The organism is Pararobbsia silviterrae (genome assembly GCF_003628125.1).
In the GTDB taxonomy this organism is placed as follows: domain Bacteria; phylum Pseudomonadota; class Gammaproteobacteria; order Burkholderiales; family Burkholderiaceae; genus Pararobbsia; species Pararobbsia silviterrae.
On the sequence record NZ_RBZU01000004.1, the window covers coordinates 446,170 to 471,569 of the forward strand.

General features: G+C 63.7%; 20 protein-coding genes. 9 read left to right on the forward strand and 11 right to left on the reverse strand.

Annotation, left to right across the window (positions count from 1 at the left end):
- Positions 1-92 precede the first annotated feature (92 nt).
- The 8 genes from D7S86_RS12440 to D7S86_RS12475 form a co-directional block, all read right to left on the reverse strand.
- Entirely contained in the window at positions 93-389 is a 297-nt protein-coding gene (locus D7S86_RS12440; protein ID WP_121086966.1) for a gamma-butyrobetaine hydroxylase-like domain-containing protein, read from the reverse strand.
- A 109-nt stretch (positions 390-498) separates the two neighbouring features.
- Entirely contained in the window at positions 499-1,488 is a 990-nt protein-coding gene (locus tag D7S86_RS12445) for a HEAT repeat domain-containing protein (protein ID WP_121086826.1), read from the reverse strand.
- Positions 1,489-1,540: 52 nt separating this feature from the next.
- The gene (locus D7S86_RS12450) at positions 1,541-2,329 is read right to left on the reverse strand and encodes an ABC transporter ATP-binding protein (protein ID WP_121086828.1); all 789 of its coding nucleotides are present in this window, start codon (positions 2,327-2,329) and stop codon (positions 1,541-1,543) included.
- The gene (locus tag D7S86_RS12455) at positions 2,326-3,180 is read right to left on the reverse strand and encodes an ABC transporter permease (RefSeq protein ID WP_121086830.1); all 855 of its coding nucleotides are present in this window, start codon (positions 3,178-3,180) and stop codon (positions 2,326-2,328) included. The genes D7S86_RS12450 and D7S86_RS12455 overlap by 4 nt, the downstream gene beginning before the upstream one ends.
- 67 nt (positions 3,181-3,247) lie before the next feature.
- A complete protein-coding gene (locus D7S86_RS12460) occupies positions 3,248-4,669 on the reverse strand; it encodes an ABC transporter substrate-binding protein (RefSeq protein ID WP_121086832.1) in 1,422 nt (473 codons plus the stop codon).
- Positions 4,670-4,707: 38 nt separating this feature from the next.
- Positions 4,708-4,953, reverse strand: a complete 246-nt coding sequence (locus D7S86_RS12465; protein ID WP_121086834.1) for a 4Fe-4S dicluster domain-containing protein — start codon at positions 4,951-4,953, stop codon at positions 4,708-4,710.
- Positions 4,954-4,962: 9 nt separating this feature from the next.
- Positions 4,963-6,702, reverse strand: a complete 1,740-nt coding sequence (locus D7S86_RS12470) for a fumarate reductase/succinate dehydrogenase flavoprotein subunit (RefSeq protein ID WP_121086836.1) — start codon at positions 6,700-6,702, stop codon at positions 4,963-4,965.
- A complete protein-coding gene (locus tag D7S86_RS12475) occupies positions 6,699-7,469 on the reverse strand; it encodes a GntR family transcriptional regulator (protein WP_121086968.1) in 771 nt (256 codons plus the stop codon). The genes D7S86_RS12470 and D7S86_RS12475 overlap by 4 nt, the downstream gene beginning before the upstream one ends.
- A gap of 338 nt (positions 7,470-7,807) precedes the next feature.
- On the opposite strand from D7S86_RS12475, the gene D7S86_RS12480 reads away from it, so the two are divergent.
- Entirely contained in the window at positions 7,808-13,333 is a 5,526-nt protein-coding gene (locus D7S86_RS12480; RefSeq protein ID WP_121086838.1) for a trifunctional serine/threonine-protein kinase/ATP-binding protein/sensor histidine kinase, read from the forward strand.
- A 143-nt stretch (positions 13,334-13,476) separates the two neighbouring features.
- Here D7S86_RS12480 and D7S86_RS12485 read toward each other — a convergent pair whose 3' ends face one another.
- A complete protein-coding gene (locus D7S86_RS12485) occupies positions 13,477-14,379 on the reverse strand; it encodes an IclR family transcriptional regulator (protein WP_240648104.1) in 903 nt (300 codons plus the stop codon).
- A gap of 78 nt (positions 14,380-14,457) precedes the next feature.
- The gene (locus tag D7S86_RS12490) at positions 14,458-15,531 is read right to left on the reverse strand and encodes a Gfo/Idh/MocA family protein (protein WP_121086840.1); all 1,074 of its coding nucleotides are present in this window, start codon (positions 15,529-15,531) and stop codon (positions 14,458-14,460) included.
- A gap of 197 nt (positions 15,532-15,728) precedes the next feature.
- Between D7S86_RS12490 and D7S86_RS12495 the strand changes: the two genes are divergently transcribed.
- From D7S86_RS12495 to D7S86_RS12505, 3 genes are all read left to right on the forward strand, one after another.
- Entirely contained in the window at positions 15,729-17,036 is a 1,308-nt protein-coding gene (locus D7S86_RS12495) for an ABC transporter substrate-binding protein (protein WP_205962797.1), read from the forward strand.
- Complete coding sequence (locus tag D7S86_RS12500) at positions 17,036-17,881, forward strand: shikimate dehydrogenase family protein (RefSeq protein ID WP_121086842.1); 846 nt, start codon at positions 17,036-17,038, stop codon at positions 17,879-17,881. The genes D7S86_RS12495 and D7S86_RS12500 overlap by 1 nt, the downstream gene beginning before the upstream one ends.
- Positions 17,882-17,954: 73 nt before the next feature.
- Positions 17,955-19,748, forward strand: a complete 1,794-nt coding sequence (locus D7S86_RS12505; RefSeq protein ID WP_121086844.1) for an FAD-binding protein — start codon at positions 17,955-17,957, stop codon at positions 19,746-19,748.
- A 12-nt stretch (positions 19,749-19,760) separates the two neighbouring features.
- On the opposite strand, the gene D7S86_RS12510 is transcribed toward D7S86_RS12505, so the two are convergent.
- The gene (locus D7S86_RS12510) at positions 19,761-20,744 is read right to left on the reverse strand and encodes a LysR family transcriptional regulator (RefSeq protein ID WP_121086846.1); all 984 of its coding nucleotides are present in this window, start codon (positions 20,742-20,744) and stop codon (positions 19,761-19,763) included.
- 189 nt (positions 20,745-20,933) lie between these two features.
- On the opposite strand from D7S86_RS12510, the gene D7S86_RS12515 reads away from it, so the two are divergent.
- From D7S86_RS12515 to benB, 5 genes are all read left to right on the forward strand, one after another.
- Positions 20,934-22,070 (forward strand): muconate/chloromuconate family cycloisomerase, encoded by a 1,137-nt coding sequence (locus tag D7S86_RS12515; protein ID WP_121086848.1) that lies wholly within the window; start codon positions 20,934-20,936, stop codon positions 22,068-22,070.
- A gap of 29 nt (positions 22,071-22,099) precedes the next feature.
- Positions 22,100-22,390 (forward strand): muconolactone Delta-isomerase, encoded by a 291-nt coding sequence (gene catC, locus D7S86_RS12520; RefSeq protein WP_121086850.1) that lies wholly within the window; start codon positions 22,100-22,102, stop codon positions 22,388-22,390.
- An 81-nt stretch (positions 22,391-22,471) separates the two neighbouring features.
- Complete coding sequence (gene catA, locus D7S86_RS12525; RefSeq protein WP_121086972.1) at positions 22,472-23,407, forward strand: catechol 1,2-dioxygenase; 936 nt, start codon at positions 22,472-22,474, stop codon at positions 23,405-23,407.
- Between the two features lie 116 nt (positions 23,408-23,523).
- The gene (locus tag D7S86_RS12530; RefSeq protein WP_121086851.1) at positions 23,524-24,882 is read left to right on the forward strand and encodes a Rieske 2Fe-2S domain-containing protein; all 1,359 of its coding nucleotides are present in this window, start codon (positions 23,524-23,526) and stop codon (positions 24,880-24,882) included.
- Complete coding sequence (benB, locus tag D7S86_RS12535) at positions 24,879-25,367, forward strand: benzoate 1,2-dioxygenase small subunit (protein WP_121086853.1); 489 nt, start codon at positions 24,879-24,881, stop codon at positions 25,365-25,367. The genes D7S86_RS12530 and benB overlap by 4 nt, the downstream gene beginning before the upstream one ends.
- Positions 25,368-25,400: the final 33 nt, after the last annotated feature.

Here is a 25,400-nt window from a genome sequence, read left to right on the forward strand (position 1 = left end):
GAATTGAACGCGCATCGCGGCCGCATGCCACAAGCGCGCCGTATCGAGATACCGAGTGCCTCGATACGGCGCGTTCCGCATGAATTGCGCGTTCAGTCCGCATCCCGTCGCGCGGCGAGCGCTTCGAGATACGGCCACGGATAGATCCCGCGCGCGTGACCGTCGCTGAAGACGAGTTGCACGCCGTAGCCCGCGGGTTCGATACCGGTCAGCACGACGTCCGGGTTCGCCTCGACGTCATTGCCGCGCAGTCGAAGCGTGCGACAGTCGGCGCACGGGCACGCTGCGCGAAGCTGGACATGCGTGAGCGTTCGCGTGTCGCCGTCGGCCCAGGTCAGCGCGAGCGCGCGCCGTGCCGTGTCAAGCCGGATTTCGGTCGGTGTATTCATCTTGCGTGTCGCACGGATCGATTCGATGGATGACGAGCACGATGCATGCGTCGATCGGGAGCGCGACATTGCTCCGAACGCCGCGTCGATCTGTGCTCGATATCGATACTCATGCCGTGGCTTCCTCGATTTGCTGAATCGCAATACGTACCGCTTTGCGGACCTCGGGATCCGGATCCTCAAGCGCCGTGCGCAGTGCGTCCAATGAGGCGCGGATGCGGAACTCGCCGAGCGCGAGCGCCGCTTCCTTGCGCAGATTGCTGATCGTGTGCGTCAGCAAGCCCGTGACGGCCGGCGCGGCGTCCGCATCGCGAAGTTGACCGAGCGCGCGCGTGGCGCGCAAGCGCACTTGCCAATAGTCGTCGTCCAACGCCGCGATCAACTCCGCCGTCGCCGGCGCGCGCAGTTTGCCGAGCGTCGTCGCCGCTTCTTCGCGGACCTGCCAGGCGTCGTCGCGCAGCGCGCGGATCAGCGCGGCGGCGACCCCGCGATCGCCGGACGGCGCAAAGCCCAATGCACCCACCGCCGCGCGCCGTACGTCGGCGCCGGTGTCCGTGGTCGCAAGCGCCGCGAGTCCCGCGAGCGCGCGCGGATCCTTGAGCCAGCCGAGCACCGAGACCGCTTCGAGCCGCACGCCTGAGTGCGGGTTGGCCAGCGCAGCCAGCGCGGGATCGAAGGCGTCCGCGTCGCGAAGCTCGCGCAGGCCGCGCAACGCCGATTGCTTGACGAAGGGATCCGCGTGTTCGACCCAACGCCGCAGCACCGCGGCTGCATCGGGATCCTTGAGTTCGGACAGGCTTTGCGCGGCCGCTTCGCGGACTTTGCGATCGTTGTCGAGCAAGGCCGTGCACAGCGCTTCGACAACCGGCGCCTGTTCCCAAGCGGCCAGAATCTGCGCGGCTTCGAAGCGCACGTCCGCGGACGGATCGTTGCGCAGCGCGGCGATCAGTACGGGCACGAGCGCGGGGTCCTCGATATCCGCGAGGTCGAGCAGCGCGATGCGCCGCACGGCGGGATCCGCGTCGCGAAAGCGCTCGATCAGCGCGCCGGCTTGAGCGGGCAAGGCCCCCGTGTCGAGAAAATCGGAAAGGTCGGTCATAGTGGTGCGAAATCGGTGCGGGGGCACGGACATGGAGCGTCCGCGCTTCGAATTAATGTTTGGCGTCGAGCAGGGCGAGGCAGGCGCGCTTGAGCTCGACGAATGCGGCGTCGGTCGTACTCGCTTCGTCACGCGGACGCGCGAGCGGCACCTTGAAATCGGCGACGATACGCGCGGGCCGTTGCGATAACACGACGATGCGGTCGCCGAGCAAGAGCGCTTCGTCGACGTCATGGGTCACGAAGACGACAGTCGTGCGGATCTTCGACCAGATATCGAGCAGCAGCAGTTGCATCTTGCGGCGCGTCTGCGCATCGAGTGCGCCGAACGGCTCGTCCATGAGCAGGATCCGCGGCTGATTGACGAGTACGCGCGCGATCTCGACGCGTTGCTGCATGCCGCCCGAAAGCTGCGCCGGATAGTGCGATTCGAATCCCGTCAGACCGACGAGATCGAGCAGCGCCGCGGCTTCGCGATGTCGGTCACGCGCGCCGACGTGTTTCATCTTGAGGCCGAACGCAACGTTGTCGATCACGCGTTTCCACGGAAACAGCGTGTGCTGCTGGAACACGAGGCCGCGTTCGGGATGCGGTTGTTCGACACGCACGCCGTCGATCGCGATCTCGCCGGCGGCGGGCCGGATATGTCCGGCGATCGCACCGAGCAACGTCGATTTTCCGCATCCCGACGGTCCGAGCACGCAGACGAATTCGCCGGGCGCGATATCGAGGTCGAGCGCATCGAGCGTCGTGAGCCGCGCGTGCGCGGGACCGACTTCGACGGTCAGCGATCGTACGCCGACATGGCCCGGCGCATGCCGGGCAGGGTCGATCTGCGTCATTGACGGGTGCCTCGCGCGCGATACCAGGGCGTCGCGAGATGCCCGGCGTATTTGACGAGCCCGCTGCTGCCCATGCCGAGGATGCCGATCAACGCCATGCCGACGACGATGTCCGCGTAGTTCTGCAGCGTGTACGACTCCCACGTGAAATAGCCGATGCCGTATTGGCCCGCGATCATCTCCGCCGTGACGAGGCAGAACCATGCGGTGCCCATGCCGATCGAAAGGCCCGTGAAGATCGCGGGCGCGGCGCCCGGCAGCACGACTTCGGCATAGAGCCGCAGCGGACCCGCGCCGAGGCCGCGCGCGGTGGCGACGAGCCGCGGATCGACGGCTTCGACGCCATGGACCGTATTGAGCAGGATCGGGAATAACGCGCCGATGAACGTGATGAACATCATGCTGATCTCGGACGACGGAAACATGAGCACCGCGAGCGGAATCCACGCGACGGCCGGAATCGGCCGCAGCACTTCGAGCGGCGGCAGCAAGATGTCTTCGAGCACGCGATACCGGCCGATCGCGAGGCCGAGACCGACCCCGACGATCGCCGCCGCGCTGAATCCGCTGAGTACGCGGATCACGCTCGCGCTCAGATGCATCGGCAATTTCGGCGAATGCAGCAGCGCGACGAGCGCGGGCACGACGTCGGTCGGCGAGGGCACGTTCGCGAACTTGACGATGCCGAGCGAAAGCTGGAAATGCACGGCGAGTTGCCAGGCGGCGATAAAGATCGCGAGCGAGCCGACGCGCAGTGCGCGGCGTCGCGTCGGCGATGCGGTGCGCGCCGCGCGCGCGGGCAGGCCCGGTAGTCCGGACTTCGTGTGGGGCGAAGCGAGCGGGGTGGCCATGCGGGTTCCTGTCGAAAGGTTCGATCCGGTGGCGCGTACCGCGGCGCATGCCGCGATACGCGCGAGGTCAATGCAATGCGAGCGCTTGCGATGCGGTGCCGCTCACCGCGGCGAAGTCCGCAACGGTGCCCGAGGTGCGCTGCGCGAAGGCGTCCGCGTTGCTCTTGAGGAGGAACGCCGTCAGACTGCCGTGTGCGTCCTTGACGTACCACGCATGAGGCGCAAACAGCTTGAGACCGCTGTCGTGATCGCGCACGTAGACGGCGCGAACCTTGACCGACGAACCCGCGGCGCCGATTGCCGTGAATGCTTCGCCCGGCTCCGTGTAGGTGCGGACGCGGGCTTCGTTCTCGAACCAGACCTGCGCGACATCGTGTACATCGCCGATCGGCTTGCCCGTCTTCGCATCGTTGGCGACGAGCGGCTGCGGCGCGTAGTTTTTCAGTGCCGCGTCGTAGTCGAGGCCCGAGGCCTTGAATGCCGCGCGGATATACGTATCGTTGACGAAGGTCTTCGGATCGAGATCGACGTCGGTCTTCTTGAGCAGCTTCAGCGTATCGATCGCGGTCGCGACGGCTTGTCGGTATTCGGGCTTCCAGGTCAGATCACGCGTCTGCACGCCGAGCGGGCCGTGATACAGATAGTCGACGGGCGCTTCGATGCCCGTGACCTTTTCGATCAGCAGGCTGTATTGCTCGGGATTCTCGGCGATCAGGCGGTTCGCTTCGATCGCGGCGCGCAGATAGGCGACGACGATCTCGGGATATTTCTGCGCGAAGTCCACATCGACGAGCGAGCCATGAAACGTCGGCGTGCGGCTTTGCGCGCCGTCATAGATCTTGCGCGCGTAGCCGCGATACGGGAACAGCTCCGCGTACGGCACGAAGTCGGCATGCGCGTCGATCTTGCCCGACTTCAACGCGCTGCCCGCGATTTCCGGCGCTTGCGTGATGATGTTGACGTCGGTGTCGGGGTTCCAGCCCTGCGCCTTGATCGCGCGCAGGAGCATGCCATGCGCCGTCGACGCGAACGGCACCGAAATCGTCTTGCCCTTGAGATCGGCGATCGAATTCAACGGCGAGTCGAGCGGCACGACGATGCCGTTGCCGCTGCCGTCGATGCTGCCCGACAAGACCGTGATGAATTCGCTATGTTTGCCGGCTTTCTGGAAGGCCGCGCCGTTCAGCGCGCCCGGGAAATCGGCCATGACGCCGAAGTCGAGCTTGCCGGCGATCATTTCGTTCGTGATCGGCGCGCCCGACGTGAAGTTTTGCCACTGCACGTCGTACGTCACGTTCGCGTACTTGCCCGTATGCGGCAGGTATTTGTCGAGCAGATGCAGTTCGCGGATCAGCAGGCCGCCGGTGGCGCAGTTGATCGTCGCGTCCTGCGTGCCGATCGCGACGCGGATCGTTTCGGCATGGACGTTCAACGCGGCAAGCAGCAGTGGGGCGGCAAAAAGGCCGAGCAGGCGAGTCGGTGCTTTCATAGGTTTCGTTGCGTAGGCGTTCGGAGGAGGCCGATCTGTTATCGAAGCAAATACGGAATATCGACTTTGACGGCGCCCGTCGGGCAGTCGCGTTCGCAGGGCATGCAGTACCAGCATTCGTCGAACTTCATATAGGCCTTGCCCTTCGTGACGTCGATCGCGAGCAGATCGAGCGGGCAGACGTCGACGCAGACCGTGCAGCCCTTGTCGGCGATGCAGCGATCTTCGTCGATCGTGACGGGTGCGCTGCTGCGCTGAAAGATGTCGTGCGGCGTGTAGGACATGAGATCTCCTTAGTTCGCGGTCTCGAGCGCGCGGTCTTCACGGATGCGCAAGCGGTCGTAGGCGCCGCGGTCGGCGTCGTGCAGCGGCACGATGTAGGGTTCGACGGGACGTTTCTCGCTCGTCATGCGCCCCGTTGCGTCCTTGCGAAGATGCGTGTGGCAGAACCAGTCGGCATCGTTGCGCTCGGGAAAATCGACGCGATGGTGATAGAGCCCCCAGCGGCTTTCCGTGCGGAACAGCGACGCGCGCGCGGCCATTTCGGCGCAGTCGCGGATCGCACGGACCTCGGCGGCACGCATCAATTCATGGGGATTGTTCGCCTTGATCGCGTCGATATCGTCGGCGATCTCCTCGAAGCGCTGGAGTCCGATCTCCATCTTGCGTGTGACCTTGGGCGGCTGCAGATAGTCGTTGACCATCCGTCGCAACTTGTATTCGACTTGCGATGCCGACAGGCCGTGCTCGCGTTCGAGCGGCGCATAGATGCGCGCGCGTTCGGCGGCGACCTGGGCTTCGTCGACCGGCGCATGGTCGCGGCCCGCGACGTCGTCGGCCGCGTTCGCGCCGGCGAACCAGCCGTACGTGAACGCGCCAAGCATATAGTTGTGCGGCACGGCGGCCATGTCGCCCGCCGCGTAGAGGCCGGGCACGGTCGTGCGCGCGCCCGCGTCGACATAGACGCCCGATGCGCTATGCCCGCTGCAGAAGCCGATTTCCGAAATATGCATCTCGACCATCTGATTCCGGTAGTCGGTTCCGCGGCCCGCATGGAAGCGTCCGCGGCTCGGGCGTTCATTCGTGTGCAGGATCTCCTCGATCGTCTGGATCGTTTCCTCGGCGAGGTGATCGAGCTTGAGAAACACGGGGCCGTTGCCGCTCTGGAGTTCGCGGTAGAACTCCCACATCATCTGGCCGCTCCAGTAGTCGCATTCGATGAAGCGTTCGCCCTTGCCGTTCGCGGTGAAGCCGCCGAGCGGTCCGGTCACGTATGCGCACGCGGGGCCGTTGTAGTCCTTGATCAGCGGATTGATCTGAAAGCATTCGAGGTTCGCGAGCGCGGCGCCCGCGTGATAGGCCATCGCATAGCCGTCGCCCGCATTCGTCGGGTTCTCGTACGTGCCCATCAAATACCCTGAAGCAGGCAGGCCGAGACGGCCGGCCGCGCCGCACGAGAGGATCACGGCCTTCGCGCGGATCACATGAAAATCGGCGGTCCGGCAATCGAAGCCGAGCACGCCGCTCACGCGTCCGGTCGCATCCGTCAGCAGGCGCGTCGCGACGATCCGGTTCGTGATGTCGACGCGCGCGCGCTTGAGCTGGCGATAGAGAATCTTCTTGATGTCATGGCCTTCGGGCATCGGCAGTACATAGGCGCCCATGTGATGGACTTTCTTGACCGCGTAGTCGCCGTTGCCGTCCTTTTCGAACTTGACGCCCCAGCGATCGAGCTGCTCGATCGTCGTGAAGCTGTGCTTCGCGTACGCGTAGACGGCTTCCTGGTCGACGATGCCGTCGTTGGCGACCGTGATTTCGCGCGTGTACTGTTCGGGCGTCGCATGGCCCGGAATCACGGCGTTGTTGAGGCCGTCCATGCCCATCGAAATCGCGCCGCTGCGCTTGACGTGCGCCTTGTCGAGCAGCAGCACCTTGAGCGCGGGGTTGCGTTCCTTGGCCTTGATCGCGGCCATCGGGCCCGCGGTGCCGCCGCCGACCACGACGATGTCGTATTCGAGAATTTCGGTTTTCATGAAGTCTTCCTCGCGCGCGTGCGCGTTTTCTGGCGGTCCGTGCGAAGCCGGTACTGGAACGCATCGCCGCGGAAATACAGGTATTCGTAGTCGATCGGATGGCCTTGCGCGTCGTGCGTGAGCCGTTCGATGCGCAAGACGGGGCTGCCTTCCTCGACGCGCAGCGCCTCGACGATGTCGTCGTCGGCGAGGATTGCGTCGATCGAGAGATCGGCGTGACCGAGCGGCACGCCGCAGTCGTTTTCGATGATCAGGAAGATGTCGCGCGTGACGAGATCGGCGTTCGCGATCCGCTTGCCGATCGATTCCGGCACCCACGTGAGTTCGAGCGAAACGGGTTCGCGGTTCAGCAGACGCACGCGATGAATTTCAAAGACGCTCGCGCCTTCGGCCAGCTTGAGGCGCTCGGCGACGTGCCGGCTCGCCTTGACGGGGCGCACGCTGCGCAATTCGTTGACGATTTCATAGCCCATCGACGACATGGCTTCGGCAAAGCCCTGGAGCCAGGTGACGTTCTGAAACGCCTTGGGCTTCGAGACAAACGTGCCCTTGCCGTGCAGACGAAATACGAGGCCTTCCTTTTGCAAATCGCCCAGCGCCTGTCGCACCGTGATCCGGCTGACGGAAAACATCGCGCATAGCGCGTGCTCGGACGGCATCTGGCTGTGCGGCGGATAGGTTCCGTCGAGGATGCGCGCGCGCAGCGTGTCCTTGATCTGCAAATAGAGCGGCTGTGGGGACAGCGGCACCAGGTTGTTTGGAGGCATGACCAACTTGTTATGACAAGATGGCCCGAGTCTAGTGAGCCGATATCCCCAAACCAACCAAGCATTTTTTATATGAATGTGAGAAATCCGGCTTTACCGGATTTTTGGCTCAACGCCAAATGCGACGGCGAGCGATACCGGGCGATGCCAAGCGCGACATCGAAATGAAAGGCTTTTGTTAGCGATATTGCTTAAGAGCGTTCCGCATCGGCATGGTTTAGACCGTGCCTGAGCTGCGCATACGCCTTGTATACAAAGGACCTTTCGACTGCGGCCCCAATAGTGCGGTAGGCTTTGCGCTGATCGCAATAAGAACGGCAAGGGACGGAGAACGCACGATGCGCGACGGCCTCGAAGCGGGCTGCGGTACGGACGGCGAATTCCAGGTGATCCGCAAGGAGGGGCCTCGCCTCTATTGTCGCGGTTGGCACGAGCGCATCGATCGCGAACGTCTGCTTGAATTGGCCGGACCCTCGGAGCTTGCTGCGTCGGACGGCCTTGCGATGCTCACGCACGAGTACGCGCTCAGGCACGCGCTGGATAGCGCATGGGCCGTCCGTCCGCTCGACCTGGTCCGCGATCATGCGCGCACCGCGCTCGTGTTCGAGGAGCCGGAGGCCGAGCCGCTCGACGAGCTGCTCGGCGAGCCGATGGCGATCGATGTGTTTTTACGCATCGCGACGGGATTGTGTTCGGCGCTCGCGCACCTGCATGCGAGCGGCATCGTTCATAAGGACGTCAAACCCGCTAACGTGCGCGTCGATGTCGTGACGGGGCGCGCATGGCTTTCCGGGTTCGGCATCGCCTCGCGCCTGCCGCGCGAACGCGCGATGTCGACGTCGCCGCCCGAACTCATGACGGGCACGCTCGCCTATATGGCGCCCGAGCAGACCGGCCGCATGAATCGCTCGATCGATTCGAGGACCGACCTCTATGCGCTCGGCGTGACGTTCTACGAGATGCTGACCGGGCAATGGCCGTTCACGGCATCCGATCCGCTCGAATGGATTCATTGCCATATCGCGCGTCGCGCGGCGACGCCGCGAGACCGTGTGCCGAGCGTGCCGCTGGTCGTCTCGGCGATCGTCATGAAACTGCTCGCGAAGACGGCCGAGGAGCGCTATCAGACGGCCGCCGGCGTACTCGCCGATCTGCAGTGGTGCATCGAGCATGCGGGCAACCTGCAGGACATCGAGGGTTTTCCAATCGGAAAACGCGATATGTCCGATCGCTTGTGGATACCCGAGAAGCTGTATGGCCGCGGCGCCGAGATCGCGCAGCTCGTCGCATCGTTCGAGCGTGTCGTCGCGACGGGCGTGCCCGAGCTCACGCTTGTCTCGGGCTATTCGGGCATCGGCAAGTCGTCGGTCGTCCACGAGCTTCACAAAGCACTTGTGCCGCCGCGCGGTCTCTTCGTCTCGGGCAAGTATGACCAATATCAGCGCGACGTGCCTTATGCCACGCTCGCCCAGGCGTTTCAGGGGCTCGTGCGCGGCGTGCTCGGCAAAGGCGACGCCGAGCTTCGATACTGGCGCGATGCGCTGGGCGAGGCGCTGGGTCCGAACGGGCAGCTCATCGCGAATCTCGTCCCCGAGATCGAACTCATCCTCGGTCCGCAGCCGCGTCTTCCCGATCTCCCTCCGCAAGACGCGCAAGGGCGCTTTCAACGCGTTTTCCGCCGATTTCTCGGTGTTTTCGCGCGTGCCGAGCATCCGCTCGTCCTGTTTCTCGATGATCTCCAATGGCTCGACGCGGCGACGCTCGATCTGCTCGGCAGTGTGCTCACGCAACAGGATGTCGGGCACTGGATGGTGATCGGCGCGTATCGCGACAATGAAGTCGATGTGTCGCATCCGTTGATACGCATGCTCGAATCGATCCGCGCTTCGGGCACGCGCGTTCACGAGGTCGTGCTCGCGCCGTTGGCGATCGACGACGTCTCGCAGTTGCTCGCCGATACGCTGCATGGCTCGTTGGACGCCGTGTCGCCGCTGGCGGGGCTCGTTCACGAGAAGACCGGCGGCAACCCGTTTTTCGCGATCCAGTTCATTCAGGCGCTGACCGAGGAAGGATGGCTCGTATTCGATCCCTTGTCGGCGCGCTGGACCTGGGATCTTCATCGCATTCGCGCCAAGGGCTATACGGATAACGTCGTCGAGCTCATGGTCGGCAAGCTGAGCCGCTTGCCCGATGCGACGCGCGGCATGCTCGAATGGCTGGCCTGCGTCGGCACGAGCGCCGACGCGGCGACGCTTGCGCTCGTGCGTCCCGCATCGGAAGCCGAGGTGCACGCGCAGCTCTGGGAGGCGGTGCGAAACGAACTCGTCGTGCGTTTCGACGATACCTATACGTTCGCGCACGATCGCATACACGAAGCCGCTTACTCGCTGATACCGGAGTCCGATCGCGCGGGCGCGCACTGGCGTATCGGACAACTGCTCGATGCGCACATGCCCGAGCATCGACGCGAAGAGGCGGTCTTCGATATCGTGAGTCAGCTCAATCGCGGCGCGTCGCTGATGACTTCGCGCGAGTCGCGCGGCCGGCTCGCCGAGCTCAATTTGCTCGCGGGCCGGCGCGCCAAGCGGTCGTCGGCCTATGCGTCGGCGCTCAAATATCTCGAGTTCGGCGAGGCGGTGCTGCGCGACGATCCGGGCTCATGGCCGCACGATCTCGTGTTTTCGCTGGCGCTCGCGCGCGCCGAATGCGAGTTCCTGACGGGCAGCATGCAGGCCGCCGAACTGCGGCTCTCGCTGCTGTCGGCGCGCGCGCGGAGCGCGGCCGAGCAATCGGCGGTCGCGTGCCTGCGCGTCGACCTTTACACGGCGCTCAATCAGAGCAGCCGCGCGGTGGAGGTCTGTCTCGACTATCTGCGGCGCCAGGGTCTCGACTATCCCGCGCATCCCTCGCACGAGGATGGCGCGCACGAATATGCGCGCGTGCTCGCGCAAGTCGGCGATCGTGAGATCGAGCAACTGATCGATCTGCCGTTCATGGATCACCCGGCCGCGCTCGCGACGATGGACGTGCTGACCAAGGCGTTTCCGCCCGCGTTGTTTACCGATGCGAAATTGCTGTCGCTGTTCGCATGTCTCGCGGTCAATTTGGGTCTTGCACAAGGTCATAGCGACGGATCGGCCGTCGCGTATGTCTGGCTCGGCATGATCGCGGGGCCGCATTTCGGCGACTATGACGCGGGTTTCCGTTTCGGCCGGCTCGGCTACGAACTCGTCGAGAAGCGCGGGCTCGAACGCTTCAAGGCGCGGACCTATCTTTGGTTCGGCCAGTTCGTCGTCCCGTGGACGCGCCATGTGACCGCGAGTCGCGAACTGTTTCGACGCGCGTTCGATGCGGCGAACGCGGTCGGCGATCTGACCGTCGCGGCCTATAGCTGCAACAACCTCAATACGAATCTGCTCGCGGCCGGCGATCCGCTGTCGGATGCGCAGGCCGAGGCCGAACACGGACTCGCGTTTGCGCGGCAAGCCTACTTCGGCTTCGTGACCGACATCGTCACGCCGCAGCTCGCGCTGATTCGCATGTTGCGCGGCCTGACCGCCGAATTCGGATCGCTCGACGACGGCGCGTTTCGCGAGGACGCGTTCGAGCGGCATCTCGCGAGTCAGCCCGCGCTTGCGCTGCCCGAATGCTGGTATTGGGTGCGCAAGCTCCAGGCGCGTTTTTTCGCGGGACGTCATGCGGCCGCGATCGAAGCGGCGCAACACGCACAGCGTTTGCTCTGGACCTCGCCGTCGATCTTCGAGGCGGCCGAATATCACTTTTATGCGGCGTTGGCGCATGCGGCCGTGTGCAAGGGGGCCGACGACACGGTGCATTTCGAGGCGCTGGCGCGCCATCGCGACCAACTCGATATCTGGGCCGCGAACGGGCCGGAGAATTTCGATCATCGCGCCGCGCTCGTCCAGGCAGAGATCGCGCGCGTCACCGGGCAGTATTTCGAAGCGATGGAGCGCTATGAGTACGCGATTCGTTCGGCGCGTGCGAATCGCTTCGTGCACCACGAGGCACTGGCGAACGAGCTTGCGGCGCGCTTCTACCTCGCGCGCGGCTTCGAGCGGATCGCGCGGACCTATCTGCGCGATGCGCGGCAAGGTTATCGGCGATGGGGCGCCGAGCGTAAGGTCCGGCATCTCGACGAACTCGACCCGCGCCTCGAAGGCGAAGCGCGCCGTCAGGATTTGACGAGCACGTTCGTCGCACCGGTCGAACAACTCGATCTCGCGACGGTGCTCAAGGTGTCGCAAGCGGCATCGAGCGAAATCGTGCGCGAGAAGCTCATCGATACGCTGATGCGAACGGCGCTCGAACATGCGGGCGCCGTGCGTGGCGTGCTCGTCTTGCCGGGCACGACGGAACAGCGCATCGAAGCCGTGACGGGCAGCGGCGACGACGCCGTGACGCTCTGCGTGCGCGACGCCGAATCCGAGGATCGCGCGTGGCCCGAGTCGCTGATCGAGTATGTGTTGCGTACGCGCACGAGCATCATTCTCGACGACGCACAGGCGCCGAATCCGTTCTCCGAGGATCCGTACATCGTCGAGCAGGGTGCGCGGTCGGTGCTGTGCATTCCGTTCCTGCATCAGGCCAAACTCGTCGGCGTGCTGTATCTCGAGAACAATCTGTGCTCGCACGCGTTTACGCCGACGCGCGTGGCCGTGCTCAAGCTGCTCGCTTCGCAGGCGGCGATCTCGTTGGAAAATACCGAGCTTTACCGGAACCTCGAAGAACGCGAGGCACGGATCCGGCGTCTTGTCGATTCGAATATCGTCGGCATTTTCATCTTCGATTCCGAAGGCCATATCGTCGACGCCAACGATGCGTTCCTGAGCATGATCGGTTACGACCGCGCGCAGCTCATTTCGGGCCATATTCGATGGCCGGATCTGACATCGCCGGCCTGGACCGCATTCGACGACCGCGCGCTCGATGCCTTGCTTTCGGGCGGCGAACTCGAACCCAGCGAAAATGAATTGATTCGCGGTGACGGCGAACGCGTGCCGGTGTTGATCGGCGCGGCCTCGTTCGGCGGTCGCGATGGGCAGGGCGCCGCGTTCGTGGTGAATCTCAGCGAGCGCAAGCGCGCCGAACGTGAAAAGCTCGACAGCGAGCAACGGTTCCGAGAGATCGAGCATGAACTCGTGCGCGCGAATCGTATCGCGACGATCGGTCAGTTGTCGGCGTCGATCGCGCATGAGATCCGGCAGCCGATCACGGCGGCCGTCATCAATGGGCGCGCCGCGTTGCGCTGGATCGATGCGAATCCGCCGAATATCCATGAGGTCCGACTGGCGCTGAACCGGATCGTCGACGATGCGAACCGTGCCGGTACGGTGGTCGGCGGCATTCATGCGCTCGTCAAGCGTTCGCCGACGCGACGCGACGACCTCGATATCAACGAGATCGTTCGCGACGTCATCGCGATGGCGCACAGCGAGGCGATCAAATACGGCGTATTGGTGTCGGCGCAGCTTGACGATGCGTTGCCGCGCGTGACGGGCGATCCGATTCAGTTGCAGCAAGTCGTGCTCAATCTGATGATCAATGCGTTCGAAGCGATGAGCGCCGTGTCATGGAGCGATCGGGAGTTGGCGATCGTCACGGCGCGCGCGGAAGGCGAGTCGATCGAGGTCGCGCTCATCGATTCGGGGCCGCGTCTCGACGCGGGGCAGCTCGACCGCGTATTCGAAGCGTTCTATACGACCAAGCCCGGCGGTCTCGGCATGGGCCTCTCGATTTGCCGCTCGATCATCGATGCGCACGGCGGCGCGCTGCGGGCCGTGGCCGGCGATGCGCGCGGGGCGGAATTCCGGTTTGTCTTGCCGGTGCGCGCGGCGCAGGCGTGATATGCCTCGACGCCGAATTGGATTGCGGTGGCTGCACGTGTATTTCGACTTGCTCGTGCTTGGCGACGCGCATTGATTCGACTCGGGCCGTGCGTCGAAACCCTCGACGCACGGGAACCGTGGCGTGCCTTCATTCGATCGTGTCAGGCTTTCGTCGACGCACGACCCCGCGCTTTTTTGACCGGCGCGTGCTCGAGCGCAGCGCTCGATCCGGTTGCCGGCGCGCCGGCCCCTAACACCGTGTCCTGCGCCGGCCGATGTCCGGCGCGCTTGAAGTAGGGCGAGCTCAACGCGGCAGCACCCATATCGGATGCCGCGGCAAGCAACGAGGGCGCGATCTCCTTGAGTCGCGACTCGGGTAGACGCGTCGTCGGACCCGCAAGACTCACGATCCCGACGACTTCATGTGTGACAGGATTGCGCACAGTCGCCGCGATCGAGGTCATGCCCGATTCATAGGTCTCGATCGCCATTCCGTAGCCGCGCTGGCGCGCACCGTTGAGATCCTTGAGGAACTGCTGGATCGTCCGGGGCGCGCGCGGCACGTTTTGCGCCTTCGGCGCGAGTCCGCCTTGCTTCGATACGAGCTCGATCGCGCGCTCGTCGGGCAGCGTCGCGAGCCAGGCCTGACCGCTCGCCGTGCAATGCAGCGGCGGCTGGCTGCCCATGTCCGGATCGTAGCGCAGCCCCGATCGCGCACCCTGAGCCTTGCCGACGAACGTGATCTTGTCGTCCTCGATGACGCCGAGTCGCGCGAGTTCGCCCGACGTCTCGGCGAGCCGATCGAGGATCGGTTGCGAAATATCGAACACGCCGCTCGTCGACAAGTAAATCAGCGCAAGCGACACGAGCTTCAAGGCAAGCATGTATTCGCCATGATCCTTGTCCTGGCGCACGAAGCCCTCATCGATCAGCATCGACAACAAGCGATGCGTGCCGCTGCGCGGAATATTCAGCGTGTCCGCGATTTCCGCGAGCGGCATGCGCCCGCCGTTTTTCGCCAGCAGTTCCAAAACCGCCAACGCCCGCTCAAGATTGCCTGCCATGTCGTTCTCTCACTCAACGTGCTGTAAGCAAAATGAGAACACAATTCCACACTGGAATACAAGCGGCTTCAAGCGCTTTCAAGCGGTCGATGCCTCGACACGTGCCGAGGCATCGGGCGCTTGCGGTGCGACCGGGGCGCGCGTCTCGACCGCGCGATGCACGGCCAGCGTGGCGGCGAGCGTGCGCGAGGCGTCGTCGATCGAGCAGACCGGCGTTTCCTCGCGCGCGATCACGGCCGCGAAATGGCGGAGTTGTTCGTGATAGGGATCGCCGCTGTGCGGGGTGCTGCGTTCGACGGTCAGCGGATCGTGCCATCCCTTGCGCGCGCGATATTCCCAGATATCGAGCAGCGGCAGCGTCAATGAGGCATCGGTCCCCGTCACGAAGTGCGTGTTGACGAGCTGACGCGGATAATGCGCGGCTTCGCCCGCGGCGAGATCCCAATTCCATGGCGACGCCGCGCAATCCGACACGGCCAGCGTGCCCAGCGCGCCCGATGCGAATCGCAGCAGGACGGCCGCGGTGTCTTCGACCTCGAAGCCGCGCACGGCATTCGAACTGAGCGCCTGGACCTCGACGACTTCCCCGAGCAAAAAGCGCAGCAGGTCGATGTCGTGGATCAGATTGATCAGCACCGGTCCGCCGCCCGCGCGCCGTCTCCATGCCATGTCGAAGTAGCTGTCGGGCTTGTAGAACGTGGCGAGCGCATTGGCCGCGACGATCGTGCCGAGACGGCCTGATCGCACGATCTCGCGCGCGCGCCTCAAGATCGGGTTGTGCCGCCGATGATGGCCCACGATCAACGGAACGTCCGACTCGGCGGCCGCGTGGCTTAGCCTGTGCGCCTCGCCGACGTCGTCGGCGACGGGCTTCTCGATCAATGCCGGCATCCCGCGCGCGATACAGGCGAGGCCGACCTCGACGTGCGTCGCATTCGGTGTCGCGACGATCACGCCTTCGGGCCGTACGTCGTCGAGCATGGCCGTGTAGTCGAGATAGTCGCGCAGCCCCTCGGCACGCGCGAAGTCCCGCGCGGCGGGCGAGGGATCCGCAATGGCGACGACTTCGACCTGCGGATGCTGCCGCGCGCGCTCCACATGCATGCGCCCGATCGCACCGGCGCCCACCACCGCCAAACGTCTCCTAGCCATGTTTTTCCTCATTCGACTGTTCGATGCCCCGGCCGGGACCGGAGCGGGTAAACACCCGCCCCAACCATCCGCCAAAACAGAAATGTGATTTGATTATTGAATGCTATTCTAATTTGCAATAAAGTTCACAAAAAATTCGGCGCGACGCAGGCGTACGAAACTCGCCGTCAAATCGATGGATCCAGGAGACAACTCAGATGAAGGACGTGCACCACCTGACGACAGCATCCCAAACGGGCGACACGGTTTCGGGCGAATCCGCGCCCGGCTCCGGCATGACGCGCCGCGACTGGCTCGTGACGACGGGCAAGGCGCTCGCGAGCGGCGCGGCCGTGCTCGCGGCGCCCGCGATCGTGCGCGCGCAGGGCGAGCAGCCGATCAAGCTCGGTCTGTTGCTGGCCAAGCAGGGCGTTTGGACCGAGCAGGGCGAGGTCATCGCGAACGGCGTCAAGATGGCGCTCGACGATGCGAAGAATCAGGTGCGCGGGCGTCCGATCGAATTGCTCTGGTACGACGAGCCGAATCCGCAAGCCGCGCAGCAGAACATGCAGAAGCTCGTCGAGGAGGACAAGGTCGCAGCCGTGATCGGCGGCACGAACAGCGGCACGTCGCTCGCGATTTCGTCGGTCGCATATCGAACGAAGACGCCGTATATCGCGCCGAACGCGGCGGCGCGCGAACTGACGGGCAGCAGCTGCAATCCGTATACGTTCCGCGTGTTGAGCCCGACGCCCGTGACGTGCCGCGCGCTTGCGCCGTCGCTGCTCGCGATCGGCAAACGCTGGCATTTTCTCGTCGCGAACTATGCGTATGGGCAGGACATTCAGCGTTCGATGTCGGATCTGCTCAAGCAGGCCGGCGGCACGATCACGGGGACCGACGCGACGCCGCTTAACACGACCGACTTCAGCGCCTACATCCTCAAGATTCGTCAGGCGAAGCCCGATGTCGTGATGCTCGGTTTGCCGGGCGGCGATCTGTCGACGTTCCTCAAGCAGTACGCCGAAATGGGCCTCAAAGGCCAGATTCCCGTTGCATGTCCGATCATCGGCGACTCGGATCTCTGGTCGATCAGCGAAACGGCCGCGACCGGCTATTACGGCAAGCCCTGGCATTTCAGCGCGCCCGACCATTCGCCCGAAGAAGTCGCGTTTATCAAGGCGTACAACGCGAAATTCGGCAAACCGCCCGCCGACAAGGCATGGATCGGCTGGTTCACGACACGCGCCTTGCTCGGCGCGCTCAATCAGGCGAAGAGCACATCGGGCGCGGACATCGTGCGCAGTCTCGAGACCGTGCAGTTCGGCGACAGCTTCGGGCCCGCGTATTTCCGGCCCTGGGATCATCAGATGCTGCGCCGTTGGACCGTGTTCAAGGTCAAGGATCACATCACGGACAAGTGGGACTGGCTCGATACCGTATCGAACGTGCCGAAGAATCCGGGCGATCTCGACGCGTTGTACGGCACGCGCCAGGAAATCGGCTGCACGATGGGGGCGGTCTGATGGTCGCGCCCGTCTCTTGCGCCGATACCGCGGTCTCGCTCGACGAAGGACTCACGGGCGCCACGCGCGTGTATTTCGTCGTCGGCGATCCGATCGCCCAGGTGCGCTCGCCGATGGTCGTGACTGCAGCGATGCGCAAGGCCGGACGCGATGCGATCGTGATCCCCGTGCAAGTCGCGCCCGATGAACTCGATGCGTTTTTCGCGGGTGTCGCGTCGATGCGCAATGTCGACGGCGTCATCGTGACGGTGCCGCATAAATTCAGCGGTGCGCAACGGTGCGCCAGTTTGTCCGATGCGGCCGCGTTCGCGGGCTCGGTCAACACGATGCGGCGCACGCCCCAAGGCGAGTGGCGCGGCGATATGTCCGACGGCATCGGTCTGATCGCGGCGATGCGCGACGGCGGCTGCGTGTTCGAAGGTCAACGCGCATTGCTCATCGGAGCCGGCGGCGCGGGTTCGGCGATCGGCCATGCGCTCGTCACGGCGGGCGTGGCGTCGCTCGATATACGCGATCCCGATACGGCGCGCACCGATGCGCTTGTCGCGCGTTTGTCCGAATTGAAGCGCGGCGCCGTGCGCGCGGCCGCGAGCGATGTCGCGCCCGAAGCCTACGACGTGTTGATCAATGCATCGCCGCTCGGCATGCGCGAGGGCGATCCGTTGCCGATCGATGTCTCGCGTTTGCGCGCGTCGACGTTCATCGGCGACGTCGTGACGAAGCCGCCGCTGACGCCGTTTATCGAAGCCGCCCGCGCGCGCGGCTGCAAGACCGTGACCGGCACGCAGATGTTTGCACGTGTGAGCGGCTGGATCGTCGATTTTTTATCGGACCCGAACGCGTGAGCGCGCGGGCCGATTCCTCACTGTCATAGACGGCGCAGCGCCGCAGATACACCACGCATACGGAGAAGTCAGCATGAGCCGCAACGACGCAGCCCCACGAAACGCCGCGCAATGGGATGAGCAGGTCGATCTGCTGATCTTCGGCGCGGGAGCGGCGGGCATGACGACCGCGTTGATCGCGCATCACGAAGGTCTGCAGGTGATGCTCTGCGAAAAGACCGCGGCCGTCGGGGGCATTACGTCGACATCGGGGGGCACGACATGGGTGCCCGGCACGCGGTTGAGCGTCGATGCGGGCGTGCCCGACACGATCGGCGACGCGCGCCGGTTTCTCGAATCCGTCGTCGGCGATCGCGGCGGCGACGCGGCGCGTGAAGCGTTTTTGCAAAGCGGTCCCGAGGCGATCGACGAGCTTGAGCGTATCAGCGCGGTCAAGTTCGTCGCGGCGGCCGCGCATCCGGACTATGTCAACGGCCCGGGCGCGGCCTATGGCGGACGCGCGCTGGCGCCCGTTCCATTCGATGCGCGCGTGCTGGGTCGCGATTTCGTGCGCGTGCGGCCGCCGCGCGACGTGTTCATGGGGTTGGGCGGCATGATGGTCAATCGCAACGATCTGAACGCGTTGCTGTTTCCTTTCGCGTCGGGTCAGAACTTCAAGCGGACCGTCGAGGTCGTCGGCCGCTATCTGATCGACCGGCTGCGCTTTGCGCGCGGCACGCAGCTCGTCATGGGGAATGCGCTCGCCGCGCGCTTGTTCTACAGCCTGCGCGAGCGCGGTGTCGACATGCGTTTCGAAACACCGCTCGTCGAACTCGTGCGCGAGCAAGGACGCGTGACAGGCGCGATCGTCACGTCGCCGGACGGCACGCGCAAGCGCATCGGCGCGCGTCGCGGCGTCGTGCTCGCGACCGGCGGGCTGACGCGCCATCCGGTTCTGCGCAAACAACTGTTTCCCGCGGCGGCGCAGCCGCTGTCTCTGTCGCCCGATACGCATACGGGCGACGGCCTCGATCGCGCGGTCAAGGTCGAGGCGCGCATCGAGGACGGCGGCGACAGTCCGGGTCTCTGGATGCCGTGTTCGATTCAACGCGCACCGGACGGCACCGAACGCGTCTGGCCGCACATCATTCTCGATCGCGCGAAGCCGGGTCTGATCGCGGTCAATCGTCACGGCAAGCGCTTCGTCAATGAATCGAACTCGTATCACGACTTCGTGATGGGCATGCTGCGCGATACGGGCGATGGCCAGAGCGTGCCCGCGCATCTGATCGTCGATGCCGCATTCCTGCGCGACTACGGACTGGGACTCGTGATGCCCGGGCGTCATCGCGCGCGGATCGCGTCGTTCGTGCGCTCGGGCTACCTCGTGACCGCGCCGACGTTGCGCGATCTCGCGAAGAAACTCGATGTCGACGTCAACGGCCTGTTGCAGACCGTAGAGCGATTCAATCGCGACGCGGCCGCCGGACAAGACCCCGAGTTCGAGCGCGGCGGCAGTCCGATGAGCCGCTTCAACGGCGACCCCGCGCAAAAGCCGAATCCGTGCGTTCGTCCGATCGGCGACGGACCGTATTACGCGGTGACCGTGCGGCCCGCGGATCTCGCCTGCAGCGCGGGACTCAGCGGTACCGAGAACGGCGAAGTGCTCGATACGTCGGGCAAACCGATTCCGGGGCTCTTTGCGTGCGGCAACGATCTTGCGTCGATTTTCCGCGGCACCTATCCGGGACCGGGCACGACGCTCGGACCGGCGATCGTCTTCGGATGGCGGATCGCCAAGTTCGCGGCGGGGCGCTTGTCGGGACAGGCGCGCGACGCGCATACGGCGAACCCGGACGTCGTACCGTTGCGGCGCGCGAACGGGTAGTCGCGTCTCGCATCAACGCTTGATACGCGGCGTGCGGGTCCGCGTGCGCCGCTTCGCGTCCGTCGCGGGCGCGGGCGACGCCTGCGCCGGCAGCGTATCGAGCCACCGCTGCGGTTCCGCATACATCTCCGCGACCAGCTGCTTGACGATGTCGATGTACTTCGAATTGTCGTTGACGCGGTGATTGAAGATGATCGGCGATGTCGCGTCGTCGCTGTCGATCAGCCGGTAGTGAACGTCCTGCCGGATCTGCCGCGCCGAAGACGGGATCACGCAGACGCCGAATTCGGCGGCCACGAGACCGAGCGCCGTCTGGATCTCGCGCACTTCGAGCACTTCGCCGGGCTGCACGCGATGGCCATGGAAGACGTTCAGCACTTGATCGGCAAAGCTCGGGCGCGGCTGGTTCGGATACACGATGAGTTTTTCTCCCGCGAGTTGCTCGATCGAGAGCGGCGTCGATTCGCTCGCCATCGGCGAACCGATCGGCACGACCGCGGCAAGCCGTTCTTCGCGCAGCACGATGCTCGCGACATTCGGGTCCGTGTGACGAATCCGGCCGAAGCCGATATCGATGCGGCCTTCCTTAAGGGCTTCCACCTGCTGCAGCGACATCAGCTCGACCACCTGAATATCGAGTTCGGGGGCCGAGTGACGCAGCTTGCGCATGAGCGTCGGTAAGCCCGCGTACAACACCGAAGCGACAAAACCGATCGACAACACGCTGCGCTGACGCAATCCCACATGGCGCGCGGCGACCTGCATCTGTTCGACGCGACCAAGGATCTGGATCGCCTGTTCATAGAACAGACGGCCCGCGTCGGTCATGCGGACCGGACGCGTATTGCGGATCAGCAAGGGCACGCCGACTTCTTCTTCGAGCAATTGAATTTGCCGGCTCAACGGCGGCTGCGCGATATGGAGGTATTCGGCCGCGCGCGTGAAATTGCGCTCGCGGGCCACGGCGACGAAATAGCGGATTTGACGCAGATCCATGACAAGGTCCGGAAGGGTCTGAAAACTCGATACCCGAATCAAACGTTGCAGTGCAATAAGAGAAATACGAAAGAGATTTTACCGCTTCCATATCTTTAAGGTATCAAAGAGGATGGCAAAAGTATTGGACGCTCAAAGGGGCCGGACGTATAAAACTATCCAACGAACTTCCTTTACGCAGCGGCCGCCATGACTTCAGCCACGATCGAACGTATCGAAACCTGCCTCGTCGATTTGCCGACGATTCGTCCGCATAAGCTCTCGGTCGCGACGATGTACGGGCAAACCCTGATGCTCGTGAAGATCTACTGCAGCGACGGTGTCGTGGGCATCGGCGAAGGCACGACGATCGCGGGGATGGCCTATGGTCCCGAAAGTCCGGAGGCCATGAAGCTTGCGATCGACACCTATCTCGGCCCGGCGATGATCGGCAAGGATGCGACGCGCATTCAAGCGCTGATGGCGCACCTCGGCAAGCTCGTCAAGGTCAATCATTTCTCGAAGAGCGCACTCGAAACCGCATTGCTCGACGCGCATGGCAAGCGGCTCGGCGTGTCGATCGGCGAATTGCTCGGCGGCCGTCGCCGCGATCGCCTGCCGGTCGCGTGGACGCTCGCGTCGGGCGATACGGCGAAGGACATCGCGGAAGCCGAGCATATGCTCGACGTGCGCCGTCACAAGACTTTCAAGCTCAAGATCGGCGCCAAGGAACTTCAGGCCGATATTCGGCACGTCGCCGAAATCAAGAAGGCGCTGGGCGATCGCGCCGCGGTGCGTGTCGACGTCAATATGGCGTGGAGCGAAACGCAGGCCGCGCGCGCGATCCCCGCGTTGGCCGACGCCGGTTGCGAACTCATCGAACAACCGGTCGCGTCGGCCGCCGCGCTCGCGCGTCTGACGCGTCGTTTCCCCGTGGCCTTGATGGCCGATGAAATCCTGCAGGGCCCGGAGAGCGCATTCGATATCGCGCGCCACGACGGCGCCGATGTGTTCGCGATCAAGATCGAACAGAGCGGCGGCCTGTTCGCCGCGCAACGTGTCGCGGCGATCGCCGACGCGGCGGGTATCGAACTCTATGGCGGCACGATGCTGGAAGGCGCGTTCAGCACGATCGCGTCAGCGCATCTGTTCGCGAGCTTCGCGAATCTGCAATGGGGCACCGAATTGTTCGGGCCGCTGCTGATCACTGAAGAAATCCTGACTCAGCCGCTCGACTACAGCGACTTCGAATTGACCGTGCCCAAGGGGCCGGGCCTCGGCATCGAGCTCGATGAAGCCAAGGTCGGCCGATTCGTGCGGGACGGCGCGATGGAAGTCACCCAATAACCTCGATCTCGATCAAGAGGACGCTCACGATGCTTTTCCACGTACGGATGGATGTGCAGATCCCGGCCGATATGCCGGCCGATGTCGCGAACGAAATCAAGGCCCGCGAAAAGGCCTATTCGCAGAACCTTCAGCGCAGCGGTAAGTGGCCCCACATCTGGCGCATCGTAGGCGAGTACGCGAATTACAGCATTTTCGACGTGGCGAGCAATGCCGAGCTTCACGAGATCCTGACCGGCTTGCCGCTGTTTCCGTATATGAAGATTTCGGTGACGCCGTTGTGTCGCCACCCGTCGTCGATTCGGGACGACGAAAGTTAAGCCCAGGTAAGAGGTGAGCTTTCACGGGCGTCGTTGCCCGATACCGTTTTTTCCCCAAAATACCCCATGGAGACAGACATCATGAGCGTCAAAGTATTCCAAACCCAGGAAGTGCAGGACCTGTTGAAGGCCGCGTCGAACGTTGAAGCGAAGAACGGCAATGCACGCTTCCAGCAGATCGTGCTGCGTCTGCTCGGCGATCTCTTCAAGGCGATCGACGATCTCGACATCACGCCGGATGAAGTCTGGACGGGCATCAACTATCTGAACAAGCTGGGCCAGGACGGCGAAGCGGCGCTGCTCGCGGCGGGCCTCGGCCTCGAGAAGTATCTCGACATCCGCATGGATGCCGAAGACAAGGCGATCGGCGCCGACGGCGGCACGCCGCGCACGATCGAAGGCCCGCTCTATGTCGCGGGTGCGAAGGTTCACGACGGCCTCGTCAAGATCGATATCAATCCCGATGAGGACGCGGGTCCGCTCGTGATCCACGGTACGGTCAAAGGCGCGGACGGCAAGCCCGTGGCGGGCGCGATCGTCGAATGCTGGCATGCGAATTCGAAGGGCTTCTACTCGCACTTCGATCCGACGGGCGCGCAAAGCGATTTCAATCTGCGCGGCGCGGTCAAGACGGGCACGGACGGCAAGTATGAATTCCGCACACTGATGCCTGTCGGCTATGGCTGCCCGCCGCACGGTTCGACGCAAAAATTGCTCAATGTGCTCGGCCGTCACGGCAACCGTCCCGCGCACGTGCACTTCTTCGTGTCGGGCGACGGTCATCGCAAGCTCACGACGCAATTCAATATCGAAGGCGATCCGCTGATCTGGGACGACTTCGCGTATGCGACGCGTGAAGAACTGATTCCGCCGGTCGTCGACAAGACGGGCGGCGCGTCGCTCGGCCTCAAGGCCGACGCGTACAAGGATATCGAATTCAATTTCACGCTGACGCCGCTTGTCCAAGGTAAGGACAACCAGCTCGTTTCCCGCCTGCGCGCCGCCGCCACGGTCTAAGCGCTTCTCGACGCGGCGCCGCGTTCGCGCCGCCGCGTCCGACCCTCGTGTTAAGCATCATTCGACGCTGATTCAGGACTCCGTACAGCGTTTGGAATGGGCATTGGAGATCCATCATGTCCGTTGTTACCGACAAAGTCCGGGAACTCGATCATCTGCTGTCCACCGCCGTGCAGGACGACAAGCAGAACGGCGTCTTTCGTTGCCGTCGCGATATTTTCACCAACGCCGATTTGTTCGAACTCGAGATGAAATACATCTTCGAACAGAATTGGGTCTATCTCGCGCACGAAAGCCAAATTCCGAACAACAACGATTACTACACGACATGGATCGGCCGTCAGCCGATCGTGCTGACGCGCGACAAGACCGGCGCGCTGCATGCGGTCATCAATGCGTGCGCACACAAGGGCGCGATGCTGTGCCGGCGCAAGCACGGCAACAAGGGCAGCTTCACATGCCCGTTTCACGGCTGGACCTTTTCGAACACGGGCAAGCTGCTCAAGGTCAAGGACGAAAAGACGACCGAATATCCGGTGCAGTTCAATACGCACGGTTCGCACGACCTCAGGAAGGTCGCGCGCTTCGAGAACTACCGCGGCTTCCTGTTCGGCAGCTTGAATGCCGATGCGCCGCCGCTTGAGGACTATCTCGGCGAAGCCAAGGTCATCATCGACCAGATCGTCGATCAGTCGCCCCAAGGTCTTGAAGTGTTGCGCGGCAATTCCTCGTATATCTACGAGGGCAATTGGAAAATGCAGATGGAAAACGGCTGCGACGGATATCACGTCAGCACCGTTCACTGGAATTACGCGGCGACGATGGGCCGTCGCAAGGAAGACGGCACGAAGGCCGTCGACGCGAATAGCTGGAGCAAGTCGGTCGCGGGTGTCTACGGCTTTGAACATGGCCACATCCTGTTGTGGACTCAGACGATGAATCCCGAAGTGCGCCCCGTCTACAAGCATCGCGACGAAATCCAGGCGCGCGTGGGCGAGGTCGGCGCGGACTTTATCGTCAATCAGACGCGCAATCTGTGTCTGTATCCGAACGTGTTTCTGATGGATCAGTTCAGTACGCAGATCCGCGTCGTGCGTCCGATCAGCGTCGATCAGACCGAGGTCACGATTTTCTGCTTTGCGCCTAAGCATGAAAGCGCCGACGAGCGTGCGACGCGCATTCGACAGTACGAAGATTTCTTCAACGTGACGGGCATGGGAACGGCCGACGATCTCGAGGAATTTCGTGCATGCCAGGCGGGGTATGCGGGCAGCACGGCGATGTGGAACGATCTGTCGCGCGGCGCGCCGCTGTGGGTCGACGGCGCCGACGAGAACGCGAAGAAAATGGGCCTCAAGCCGCTGATCTCGGGTGAGCGCAGCGAAGACGAAGGCCTGTTCGTGTGTCAGCACGAATACTGGGTGCACGTGATGCGCGATGCGCTCGCGAAGGAACGCGAAGGAGCCGTCGCATGAGCTTCGACTATCAAACGATTTGCGCGGCGCTCTATCGCGAAGCGCGTTTTCTCGACGATCGTGAGTGGGACGCGTGGCTCGCGTGCTATACGAACGACGTCAGCTATTGGATGCCGGCCTGGGACGACGACGACCGGCTCACCGACGACCACGAGAGCCAGATCTCGCTGATGTACTACCCGGATCGCGGCGGGCTCGAGGATCGCGTGTTCCGGATCAAGACCGAGCGCAGCGGGGCGTCGACCCCCGAGCCGCGCACGAGTCACAACGTGACGAACGTCGAGGTGCTCGCCGAACGCGGCGACGAAGTCGACGTGCGCTACAACTTCCATACGCTCAACCATCGCTACAAGTCGACGGATCACTTCTTCGGAACGATGCTCGTGACATTGCGCAAGGTCGACGATGGCTTACTGATTTCGCGCAAGAAGATTGTGCTGAAGAACGACTATATCCGGCAGGTGCTCGACGTGTATCACGTCTGATATCGCGTGCCGCGTTACATGGTGAGACGGAGG

Excerpts from the sequence above, each read along its gene's own strand:
- D7S86_RS12440 (WP_121086966.1), bottom strand. The coding sequence starts at position 389 with ATGAATACACCGACCGAAATCCGGCTTGACACGGCACGGCGCGCGCTC.
- D7S86_RS12445 (WP_121086826.1), bottom strand. The coding sequence starts at position 1,488 with ATGACCGACCTTTCCGATTTTCTCGACACGGGGGCCTTGCCCGCTCAA.
- D7S86_RS12450 (WP_121086828.1), bottom strand. The coding sequence starts at position 2,329 with ATGACGCAGATCGACCCTGCCCGGCATGCGCCGGGCCATGTCGGCGTA.
- D7S86_RS12455 (WP_121086830.1), bottom strand. The coding sequence starts at position 3,180 with ATGGCCACCCCGCTCGCTTCGCCCCACACGAAGTCCGGACTACCGGGC.
- D7S86_RS12460 (WP_121086832.1), bottom strand. The coding sequence starts at position 4,669 with ATGAAAGCACCGACTCGCCTGCTCGGCCTTTTTGCCGCCCCACTGCTG.
- D7S86_RS12465 (WP_121086834.1), bottom strand. The coding sequence starts at position 4,953 with ATGTCCTACACGCCGCACGACATCTTTCAGCGCAGCAGCGCACCCGTC.
- D7S86_RS12470 (WP_121086836.1), bottom strand. The coding sequence starts at position 6,702 with ATGAAAACCGAAATTCTCGAATACGACATCGTCGTGGTCGGCGGCGGC.
- D7S86_RS12475 (WP_121086968.1), bottom strand. The coding sequence starts at position 7,469 with ATGCCTCCAAACAACCTGGTGCCGCTGTCCCCACAGCCGCTCTATTTG.
- D7S86_RS12480 (WP_121086838.1), top strand. The coding sequence starts at position 7,808 with ATGCGCGACGGCCTCGAAGCGGGCTGCGGTACGGACGGCGAATTCCAG.
- D7S86_RS12485 (WP_240648104.1), bottom strand. The coding sequence starts at position 14,379 with ATGGCAGGCAATCTTGAGCGGGCGTTGGCGGTTTTGGAACTGCTGGCG.
- D7S86_RS12490 (WP_121086840.1), bottom strand. The coding sequence starts at position 15,531 with ATGGCTAGGAGACGTTTGGCGGTGGTGGGCGCCGGTGCGATCGGGCGC.
- D7S86_RS12495 (WP_205962797.1), top strand. The coding sequence starts at position 15,729 with ATGAAGGACGTGCACCACCTGACGACAGCATCCCAAACGGGCGACACG.
- D7S86_RS12500 (WP_121086842.1), top strand. The coding sequence starts at position 17,036 with ATGGTCGCGCCCGTCTCTTGCGCCGATACCGCGGTCTCGCTCGACGAA.
- D7S86_RS12505 (WP_121086844.1), top strand. The coding sequence starts at position 17,955 with ATGAGCCGCAACGACGCAGCCCCACGAAACGCCGCGCAATGGGATGAG.
- D7S86_RS12510 (WP_121086846.1), bottom strand. The coding sequence starts at position 20,744 with ATGGATCTGCGTCAAATCCGCTATTTCGTCGCCGTGGCCCGCGAGCGC.
- D7S86_RS12515 (WP_121086848.1), top strand. The coding sequence starts at position 20,934 with ATGACTTCAGCCACGATCGAACGTATCGAAACCTGCCTCGTCGATTTG.
- catC (WP_121086850.1), top strand. The coding sequence starts at position 22,100 with ATGCTTTTCCACGTACGGATGGATGTGCAGATCCCGGCCGATATGCCG.
- catA (WP_121086972.1), top strand. The coding sequence starts at position 22,472 with ATGAGCGTCAAAGTATTCCAAACCCAGGAAGTGCAGGACCTGTTGAAG.
- D7S86_RS12530 (WP_121086851.1), top strand. The coding sequence starts at position 23,524 with ATGTCCGTTGTTACCGACAAAGTCCGGGAACTCGATCATCTGCTGTCC.
- benB (WP_121086853.1), top strand. The coding sequence starts at position 24,879 with ATGAGCTTCGACTATCAAACGATTTGCGCGGCGCTCTATCGCGAAGCG.